At 64.1% G+C, this 8716-nt stretch carries 12 protein-coding genes and 1 pseudogene; 6 read left to right on the forward strand and 7 right to left on the reverse strand.

Annotation, left to right across the window (positions count from 1 at the left end; translation table 11 throughout):
• On the forward strand, positions 1–118 hold a 118-nt coding region (locus tag MLB1_RS23820; protein WP_180752342.1), incomplete at its 5' end, for a hypothetical protein.
• 75 nt (positions 119–193) lie between these two features.
• A complete protein-coding gene (locus MLB1_RS23825) occupies positions 194–520 on the forward strand; it encodes a hypothetical protein (RefSeq protein ID WP_180752343.1) in 327 nt (108 codons plus the stop codon).
• Here the strand turns inward: MLB1_RS23825 and MLB1_RS23830 are convergent.
• The 5 genes from MLB1_RS23830 to MLB1_RS23850 form a co-directional block, all read right to left on the reverse strand.
• Entirely contained in the window at positions 517–855 is a 339-nt protein-coding gene (locus tag MLB1_RS23830; RefSeq protein WP_180752344.1) for a hypothetical protein, read from the reverse strand. The two genes, MLB1_RS23825 and MLB1_RS23830, sit on opposite strands and share 4 nt — an antisense overlap.
• A gap of 70 nt (positions 856–925) precedes the next feature.
• A complete protein-coding gene (gene ipdC / locus MLB1_RS23835; RefSeq protein ID WP_180752345.1) occupies positions 926–2002 on the reverse strand; it encodes a (3aS,4S,5R,7aS)-5-hydroxy-7a-methyl-1-oxo-octahydro-1H-indene-4-carboxyl-CoA dehydrogenase in 1077 nt (358 codons plus the stop codon).
• The gene (locus tag MLB1_RS23840; RefSeq protein WP_180752346.1) at positions 1999–2748 is read right to left on the reverse strand and encodes a CoA-transferase; all 750 of its coding nucleotides are present in this window, start codon (positions 2746–2748) and stop codon (positions 1999–2001) included. The genes ipdC and MLB1_RS23840 overlap by 4 nt, the downstream gene beginning before the upstream one ends.
• Complete coding sequence (gene ipdA / locus MLB1_RS23845; protein WP_180752347.1) at positions 2745–3626, reverse strand: cholesterol ring-cleaving hydrolase subunit IpdA; 882 nt, start codon at positions 3624–3626, stop codon at positions 2745–2747. The genes MLB1_RS23840 and ipdA overlap by 4 nt, the downstream gene beginning before the upstream one ends.
• Positions 3627–4397, reverse strand: a complete 771-nt coding sequence (locus MLB1_RS23850) for an enoyl-CoA hydratase family protein (RefSeq protein ID WP_180752348.1) — start codon at positions 4395–4397, stop codon at positions 3627–3629.
• Positions 4398–4503: 106 nt separating this feature from the next.
• Here MLB1_RS23850 and MLB1_RS23855 point away from each other — a divergent pair, with 106 nt between their 5' ends.
• The gene (locus tag MLB1_RS23855; RefSeq protein ID WP_180752349.1) at positions 4504–5295 is read left to right on the forward strand and encodes an SDR family oxidoreductase; all 792 of its coding nucleotides are present in this window, start codon (positions 4504–4506) and stop codon (positions 5293–5295) included.
• Between the two features lies 1 nt (position 5296).
• Positions 5297–6208, forward strand: a complete 912-nt coding sequence (locus MLB1_RS23860) for an SDR family oxidoreductase (protein ID WP_358150010.1) — start codon at positions 5297–5299, stop codon at positions 6206–6208.
• Between the two features lie 76 nt (positions 6209–6284).
• On the opposite strand, the gene MLB1_RS23865 is transcribed toward MLB1_RS23860, so the two are convergent.
• Positions 6285–6752 carry a nitroreductase family deazaflavin-dependent oxidoreductase gene (locus MLB1_RS23865; RefSeq protein ID WP_180752351.1) on the reverse strand — a complete coding sequence of 156 codons (468 nt, stop codon included), beginning with the start codon at positions 6750–6752 and terminating at the stop codon, positions 6285–6287.
• Between the two features lie 22 nt (positions 6753–6774).
• On the opposite strand from MLB1_RS23865, the gene MLB1_RS23870 reads away from it, so the two are divergent.
• The gene (locus MLB1_RS23870) at positions 6775–7161 is read left to right on the forward strand and encodes a hypothetical protein (protein WP_371750688.1); all 387 of its coding nucleotides are present in this window, start codon (positions 6775–6777) and stop codon (positions 7159–7161) included.
• Positions 7162–7276: 115 nt separating this feature from the next.
• Positions 7277–8530 (forward strand): cytochrome P450, encoded by a 1254-nt coding sequence (locus MLB1_RS23875; protein WP_180752353.1) that lies wholly within the window; start codon positions 7277–7279, stop codon positions 8528–8530.
• 49 nt (positions 8531–8579) lie between these two features.
• Here the strand turns inward: MLB1_RS23875 and MLB1_RS23880 are convergent.
• Positions 8580–8716 (reverse strand): annotated as a pseudogene (locus tag MLB1_RS23880) (steroid 3-ketoacyl-CoA thiolase); the annotation flags it as partial.

An 8716-nucleotide genomic window follows, 5' to 3' on the forward strand; every position in this document is an offset into this window, starting at 1 on the left:
CGCCAAGCTCTTCGCCACCATGCTCAACGAGCTGGAGCGCACCGGGGGCCGCTACGGCCTGCAGACGATGTGCGAGGGCGGCGGTACCGCCAACGTCACCATCATCGAGCGCCTCTGAATTCACGGCCGAATGTCGACCTTTCTGCGGCTTTTCCAACGAAAGGTCGACATTCGCGGGCGTAGCCTGAGGGATATGCGCGCAGGAGTCTTGATCGGCACGATGGCAGCGGCGTTCGGCATCATCGCAAGCGGTGCCCCGGCGAATGCGGAACCGTGCCCGCCGGAGATTTGTTCAATCCCCGGAATCCCCGGACTACCCGGTGGCGGACTTGGATTCCTCCCGCAGTCGATGGGCGATCTCCCGCCACAGCTGTCGCAGTACCCGGGAGGTTGGGGGGACAGCCCCTGGAATGGCTGGAATCAGCGGGACAGCATAGACATCTTCAACACCCCGGCACCCGAGGCGCCTGCCCAGGCACCGGATGATGGTCTGCCACAAGCTCCCCTACCGGGCGACTAGCTCTGAGCCCACGTCCCGAATGGCACATCTGGATCGGTACCGTCCGGAGTGGACGGATCGGCGCCGCCGATATTGTCTGCGTGATCTGGGACGTAGGGATCGGTACCGTACGGCACATCCGGATTGGCGCCGCCGATCTTCTGGTCTCGCGGCAGTACATGAGCCCGGCCGCGGTCGGTCGGTAATTCCATGGATCCCTGCGCGGGCGCGTGAATTGGCTGCTCCGGCACTGAGGGCGCGTCGGGGTCGGCCAGGGCCACGGGCGCGAGTACAAGGGTTGCCAAGGCTGCCACACAACAGGCAGCTGTCGAGAAGGTGAACTTGCGGTGTCTCATATCTCCAGGATTCTCCCGCATTCTGTGAATCCGCTGTCGGAATGACGGGAATTCGCTGCGGGAGAATCGCCTAGAGAATTGTGGCGTTGGCTGCCCGTAGGTGTGTGACGGCCTCGGCGACGATCGAGTCGACCAGTTCCTGACAGCTCGGCAGGTCATCGAGGATGCCCGCGACTTGACCCGAGGCCAGCACGCCCGCATTCGTGTTGCCCTCGACCAGACCGGCTTTGAGCAGCATCGGAGTGTTCGCGGCCATCAGCACCTGCGACCAGGTGAGCTCCTTGCCATGCCGCATCGCCAGACCGTCCTTGACCATGGACAGCCATGTCATGCCCGACATCTTCTTGAACTTGGCCGCGTTGCGGATTGCGGCGCTGAAACCGCGTACCCGCGAACCGCTTTCGAGCTTTTCAACCAGCTCGGTGCGCAGCACGCGATGCGGCATACCGTCGACGCGCGTCGACACCACGGTGCCGCCGAGATCGGAGGCCAGGTAGCGCTGCTTGACCGCATCCGGCACGGTGCTGTCGGAGGTCAGCAGGAAGCGGGTGCCCATGGCGACACCCGCGGCACCGTAGGACAGCGCCGCCGCGAGGCCACGTCCGTCGAAGAACCCACCCGCGGCGATGACCGGCATTCCGGTGTCCTTCACGGCGTCCAGTACCGAGGGCAGCAGCAGGGTGGTGGCGACCGGACCGGTGTGTCCACCGCCCTCACCGCCCTGCACGATCACCGCATCGGCTCCCCAGGCCGCGACCTTCTTGGCATGCTTGGCCGCTCCGATGGACGGAACCACCACGACACCATTGTCTTTCAGCTTCGCGATGAGGTCCTGCTTCGGCGCCAGCGCAAAAGATGCGACCTTTACCTGCTCCTTGATCAGCAGGTCGATGCGCTCGTTGGCGTCACCGGCATCGGCGCGAATGTTCACACCGAAGGGCTTGTCGGTCAGTGACTTCGTCTTCGCGACGGCTGCGACCAGCTCCTCCAGCGTCATCGTCGCTGAGGCGAGGATGCCCAGTCCGCCGGCGTTGGAGGTGGCGGCCACCAGGCGCGGACCTGCCACCCAGCCCATACCGGTCTGCACGACGGGATGGTCGATGCCGACAAGTTCGGTCAGCGGGGTCTTGAGCACCTGGGCACTCACGCCTTCACTTCCTTGTCGCGGAATGACTTCGGATCAATCACCTCGCGGATGATCCGCAACTCCTCGTCGGTCGGCAGCCGGGTCTCGGCGGCGTCGGCCAGTCCGTGTACCTCGAAGCCGGTGTTTGACGCGACGTCCTCGGCCGAGACTCCGGGGTGCAGGGATAGTGCCTGCATCTGTCGGTCGGGGCCGTTGAAGTCGAATACGCCCAGGTTGGAGACCACCCGGAACACGTTGAGGTATTTGAATGCCGGGTTCGCGGGATCGGCCTTGTCGTAGCCGACACCGGACACCACGTCGACCGAGTTACCGAACACCCGCGCGGAATGGTTGCCCACGAAGTAGGAGGTGGCGTGGTTGATGGTGTTCCCGGGGGCGCCCCGCACACCGAACATCTGCCGGGTGGGGTGCTGCAGCGGCCCGAACGCCGAGAGGTTCTGATTGCCGTAGCGGTCAATCTGGTTGGCGCCCATGACGACATGCCGACGGCCGGAGGCCACCACATCGAACACCTTGCGGAAGGGCATCCACCCCTCGATCGGCGAGGTGCCGCCAATCGCCGGTGTCTCGGCCATCAGGACGGCCTCGCCATCGGAGAGCACCAGGTCGGGAGAGAAAGTGAGGCGGGCCAGTCGGGCGCCGACGGTGGACATCGTCGACATCGCAGAGGCCATGATCTCGCCTGCGTCCCTGAACAACTCGGCGCATGCGACGGCGCATACCTCGGCGCGGGTTGCCTCACTCATGCCTGCTGCTCCTTAAAGCGCTTAACGGCTGCCTGGTAGTCCTCTTCGGAACCGGACAGGTAGGTGTCGACGAACTTCTGCCAGGTCTCCGGGTCGCCGGCCGCCTCGGCGTAGTGCCGCTGGAACTTCTCGTCGCGGCCGTAGTCGGCGGCGCCGATGGTGAAGTGCGCACCGCCCGGCACCTCGACCACCTTGTCGACCATCATGCGGTTCAGCAGAAGCGACTGCAGAGGTACGGATTTCACCAGTTCCTCGGTGGAGACGATCTTCTCCACCGAGAGGTACCGACGTTCGGCGGCCATGCAGTAGAGGTCGTCGAAGTATGGGTCGACGCCGGTGTAGGCGGCATTGCCGGTGGCATCGCCCAGGTTGAGGTGCACGAAGGCGGCGTCCAGGTTCAGCGCGGGCATGGCGACCAGGGTTTCCGCATTTCCCGACGAGTCCGCGTAGGGCGAGGTGACCGTTTTGAGCTCATCGCCCCAGAAGTTCATGACGTCGGATCCCAGCCCGGCCCGGATGGGCAGGAACGGCAGGTGAGCGGCGGCGGCCTCCAGGCCGCACTTGACCATGCCCTCGTCCATCTCGCGGGACTCGATCGCACCTGTGGTGCGCGCCTTGGCGAACCACGGGTCGTAGAACGGTGGGGAGTCCAGAGAGACGAAACCGTAGTACGCCTTCTTGACCTTGCCTGCAGAACACAGCAGGCCGAGGTCCGGTCCGCCGTATGTGACGACCGTCAAATCCTTGATGTCCGAACGCAGAATCGCGCGTACGAACGCCATGGGCTTGCGGCGCGAACCCCAGCCGCCGAGACCGATGGTCATTCCACTGCGCAGCTCGGCGACGACCTCGTCGAGCGTGGTGCGCTTGTCTCCCATTTACTGTCCCTTCGGCTTTCCGGTCTCGACGAACGCGTCTCGGTGCTCGTCGGCGACACCCGCCAGGTTGAGCTCGAACGTAAAGCCCTGCTCCATGCGGTAGCTGGACTCGACGTCTTGCGGGTCGATGAAGTTGATGGCCTCCTTGGCGGCCCGGATGACGCGGGTGTCCTTGGCGGCGATGTCCCGGGCGACGCGCAGCGCGGCCTCGTCCAGCTCGTCGCGCGGAACCACCTCGTGGATGGATCCGTACTGCTGCAGCGTCTTTGCATCGATCTTGGCCGCTGTGTAGAACAGCCGGCGCATCACATGCTGGGGGACCAGTCGCTGCAGGTGGGTGGCCGTACCGAGCGCGCCGCGGTCCACCTCGGGAACGCTGAACACCGCGTCATCGGATGCGACGATCACATCGGCGTTGCCCACCAAGCCAATTCCGCCGCCGAGGCAGAAACCGTTGACGGCGGCAATGACCGGCACCTTGCAGCGGTACACCGCGCTGAAGGCCTCGAAGCAGCCCCGGTTGGTGTCGATGAGAGCGGTGTAACCCTTGCCCTCTTCTTGGGTGCGCTGCATTTCTTTGATGTCGGCACCCGCGTTGAACCCGCGGCCCTCGGCCCGCAGGATCACCACGTGGGTGGACGGGTCATTACCCGCGGCCAGGATGGCGTCGGCCAACTCAAACCACCCGCGCGACGGGATGGCGTTGACCTTCGGGTAGTCGACGGTGACGGTGACGATGCCCGGTTCAACCGTCGCGGTGATGATGCCCATGAGACTCCTCAAGGTACCGAAACAAGCACTTGCTTGGTACGCTACCATGGCCCGTGCGCAGCAGGAAAGCGCAGGAAATCGGCAGGAGGACAGTCAGGTGGCAGCGATGAGCGCCGGCGAAGAGCATCGGGCGCCGTCATACGATCTCGGCCTCGGCGGTCGCGTCGTACTGGTCACCGGAGGCGTCCGCGGCGTTGGTGCCGGGATCAGCCAGGTCTTCGCCGACCAAGGGGCCACAGTGGTTACCTGTGCGCGACGTCCGGGCGAGACCCCTTATGAATTTCATTCCTGCGATGTTCGCGACGAAGAGTCGGTGGACGCGCTGATCAACACCATCGTCTCCAACCATGGCCGTCTGGATGCCGTCGTGAACAACGCCGGAGGGGCTCCCTTCGCCCTCGCCGCCGACGTCAGCCACAACTTCCATCGCAAGATCATCGAGCTGAATCTGCTCTCTGCCCTGCTTGTCTCGCAGCGGGCCAACGCGGTGATGCAGAAGCAGGACGAGGGCGGCACCATCGTCAACATCACCAGTGTGAGCGCGAGCCGTCCGTCACCGGGCACCGCCGCCTACGGCGCCGCCAAGGCCGGCCTGGAGAGCCTGACCCGGAGCCTGGCCGTGGAGTGGGCACCCAAGGTGCGGGTGAATGCGCTTGCCGCCGGGATGATCCGCACCGAGCTGTCGGAAATGCATTACGGCGACGAAGACGGTATCGCCTCTGTGGGAGCGACGGTGCCCCTCGGACGTCTGGCCAACCCTGACGAGATCGGTTGGACCGCAGCATTTCTGTCATCGCCATTGTCTTCGTATGTGACCGGTTCGGTCCTCACGGTTCACGGTGGGGGAGAGCGCCCCGCGTTCCTCGACGCCGCCAATGTCAACGCTAAGGAGAAGTAACGTGCCAGGTTTGCTCGATGGACGGGTCGTCATCATCACCGGTGCGGGCCGCGGTATTGGCCGTGCGCACGCGCTGGCATTCGCAGCCGAAGGCGCACGGGTCGTCGTCAACGACATCGGTGTGGGCCTGGATGGCTCGGCCGGCTCCAGCCCCGCACAGGAGGTCGTGGAGGAGATCAAGGCTGCCGGTGGAGAGGCCGTCACCAACGGTGACGACGTCGCCGACTGGAGCGGCGCCAAGAACCTCATCAACACCGCCGTCAATTCCTTTGGCCGCCTGGATGTTCTGGTCAACAATGCCGGTTTCCTGCGCGACCGGATGCTTGCCAACATGAGCGAGGAGGAGTGGGACGCGGTGATCCGTGTGCATCTCAAGGGGCACTTCGCACCGTTGCGTCACGCCGCCGCCTACTGGCGCGACGAGTTCAAGGCAGGCAATGCGGTGGACGCGCGCATCATCAACACCAGTTCCGCCGCTGGTCTGCAAGGCAGTGTGGGGCAAGGGAACTACGCCGCCGCCAAGGCCGGTATCTCGACCCTGACCCTGCAGGCCGCCGCCGAGATGGGCCGCTACGGCATCACCGTCAACGCCATCGCTCCGGCCGCCCGTACCCGGATGACCGAGGCGGTCTTCGCCGAGACCATGGCCAAGCCGGAGGACGGCGCGTTCGACGCGATGGCCCCGGAGAACGTCTCGCCGCTGGTGGTGTGGCTGGGCAGCCCCGAGTCTCGTGAGGTCACCGGAAAGGTGTTCGAGGTCGAGGCGGGCATCATTCGCGTCGCCGAGGGCTGGGCGCACGGACCGCAGGTTGACAAGGGAGCACGTTGGGATCCAAGCGAATTGGGTCCCGTGGTCAGCGACCTGCTCGGCCAAGCGCGCACGCCGGTTCCGGTCTACGGCTCGCAGGCTTAGCTCTCCCCGCCGACACGCCGTATCGCGGCGGATTCGTATCCGTACGTGTCCGCCACGAGGCGGCGTGTCGACGCAACTACGGCTCGAGGATGACGACCGGGATCGTGCGGGTCGTGTACGACTGGTACTTGTCGAAGTCGGCGTACAGCTCGACCAGTTTGGGCCAGTAGTACGCGCGCTCTTCATCGGTCGCGGTGCGAGCCGTCATAGTGCGGATATCACCCTTGATCTGAACGCTGACTTCAGAATTCGCTTTCAGGTTGAGGTACCACGCCGGGTTGCCGGCACGCCCGCCTTGCGATGCCACCAGGACGATCTTGTCGCCGTCGGGCAGATAGAGCAGTGCGCTCAGCCGCTTCTGCCCGGTCTTGCGGCCGGTGGTGGTGACCAGCAGCACCGGTATGCCCCACGGGAAAGCTGCACCTACACGCCACTTTCCGCCGAGACGACCGTCGGTCCGCTGGTACAGCCACACGTTGGCGGTGGTCATCCACTTGATCAGCTTGCCGGCGAACTCGGAATTCAGCTGGGCAGGTGCGCTCATATCGGCACCGTACCCCTATCCTGTGAGGGTGCCGACAGTCACCGATGCCGAACGAATTGCCGCCGCCAACGCGTACATCGAAGCGTTGGTTACTCATCAGGCGGACGCGGTGCCATTTGCCCCGGAGTGCGTGCGGATCGAGCAGGGTGTCAAGACCGGGTTCTCCGGAGATCACTTGCGGCGCAGCCTGAATAACGGTCCGCAGTTCCGTCTTATCGCGGCGGCCTCCAATCGGCAGTTCCGCGTCGAGGGAGAGAACGTCATCGCGAGCTTCGTCATCGAGACCAAGGCGAAGGCGGCCGGTTGGCGCGTTGTCGCCAAAGTAGACGAGACGTTCAAAATTCCGGCCGACGATCCGCGGATTCACCACATCCGCGCGATCTTCGTCCCCAAGCTGTCACGTACCTAGAACACGTTCTAGATCTGGGTTTTTTCCTCCGCACACCCTTGTCCTGGGGTCGATTTCTGTGCTTCACTGCGACTAGAGCCATTAGTGAAATACGTCACAGGCCAGGAGGTACAGCGTGGTACATCCCAACCTTCCCGCAGGTATCGACTTCACCGATCCTGATCTTTTCGTGCGTGGGATCCCGGAGCGTGAGCTCGCAGAGCTGCGGCACACCGAGCCGATCTGGTGGAATCACACCGAGCGCAGGGTCGCCGGGTTCGACGACGAGGGCTTCTGGGTGGTGTCCAAACACAAAGATGTCAGGGAGGTTTCGCTCCGATCCGATGTGTTCTCCAGCGAGCAGAACACGGCGATACCGCGCTATCTCTCCACCACTCCGCGTGAGCGGATCGACGCGACACGATTGATCATGCTCAACATGGATCCGCCCCGGCACAGCAGGTTGCGGCACATCATCAGCCGTGGGTTCACGCCGCGAGCGGTGGGCCGACTGCGGGACGACCTCAATGCTCGGGCGCAGGGCATCGCGAAGTCGGCGGCACAGATGCGGCATGGTGACTTCGTGGAGCAGGTGGCCTGTGAGCTTCCGCTGCAAGCCATCGCGGGTTTGATGGGTACGCCACTGGATGAGCGTGAGCAGCTCTTCGACTGGTCCAACAGGCTGGTGGGTTCCGACGATTCTGATAATGGTGAGGACGACAGCGCCACCGCCAGCGCCGAGCTGCTGATGTACGCCATGCAGGTTGCGGCGCGCAAGACCTCGGAACCCGGTACGGACATCTGTACTGATCTGGTGAATGCCGATATCGACGGCGAGAAGCTTTCCGATGACGAATTCGGTTTCTTCGTAATGCTTTTGGCGGTGGCCGGCAATGAAACGACCCGTAACTCCATCACGCACGGAATGCACGCCTTCACCCAGTTTCCGGAGCAGTGGGAGCTGTACAAGCGGGAGCGTCCCGAGTCGGCCGCCGATGAGATTGTGCGGTGGGCGACGCCGGTGACGTCTTTCCAGCGGACGGCGTTGGAGGACACCGAGCTTGGTGGTGTGCAGATCAAGAAGGGGCAGCGCGTGGTGATGATGTACCGCAGCGCCAACTTCGACGAAGAGGTCTTCGAGAATCCGTTCTCCTTCGACATAATGCGAAACCCCAACCCGCATGTTGGATTTGGGGGAAATGGCGAGCACCACTGCGTCGGTGCCAACCTGGCGCGGATGACCATCAACCTGATGTTCAATGCCATCGCCGATCACATGCCGGACCTCGCATCGGCGGGAGAGCCCGACAGATTGCGTTCGGGATGGCTCAACGGCGTCAAACACTGGGAGGTCGACTTCTGTCCGGCAGGTTACGGCCGCGCCAGCTGACGAAAAGACCCCCGGACACCGCGGTGCCGGGGGCCTTTCGCAGAGAAGGTTAGATCCGCTCGATGATGGTGCCGGTGGACAGCGCGCCGCCCGCGCACATCGTGATCAAAGCCGTTGACTTGTCGGTGCGTTCGAGCTCGTACAACGCCGTGGTGATCAGTCGGGCACCGGTGCTGCCGACCGGGT

The sequence above is a fragment of the Mycobacteroides sp. LB1 genome (assembly GCF_013449725.1).
In the GTDB taxonomy this organism is placed as follows: Bacteria; Actinomycetota; Actinomycetes; order Mycobacteriales; family Mycobacteriaceae; genus Mycobacterium.

Bases quoted from the DNA above. Each gene is read 5' to 3' on its own strand.
- MLB1_RS23825 (WP_180752343.1), top strand. From the start codon at position 194: ATGCGCGCAGGAGTCTTGATCGGCACGATGGCAGCGGCGTTCGGCATC.
- MLB1_RS23830 (WP_180752344.1), bottom strand. From the start codon at position 855: ATGAGACACCGCAAGTTCACCTTCTCGACAGCTGCCTGTTGTGTGGCA.
- MLB1_RS23840 (WP_180752346.1), bottom strand. From the start codon at position 2,748: ATGAGTGAGGCAACCCGCGCCGAGGTATGCGCCGTCGCATGCGCCGAG.
- ipdA (WP_180752347.1), bottom strand. From the start codon at position 3,626: ATGGGAGACAAGCGCACCACGCTCGACGAGGTCGTCGCCGAGCTGCGC.
- MLB1_RS23850 (WP_180752348.1), bottom strand. From the start codon at position 4,397: ATGGGCATCATCACCGCGACGGTTGAACCGGGCATCGTCACCGTCACC.
- MLB1_RS23855 (WP_180752349.1), top strand. From the start codon at position 4,504: ATGAGCGCCGGCGAAGAGCATCGGGCGCCGTCATACGATCTCGGCCTC.
- MLB1_RS23865 (WP_180752351.1), bottom strand. From the start codon at position 6,752: ATGAGCGCACCTGCCCAGCTGAATTCCGAGTTCGCCGGCAAGCTGATC.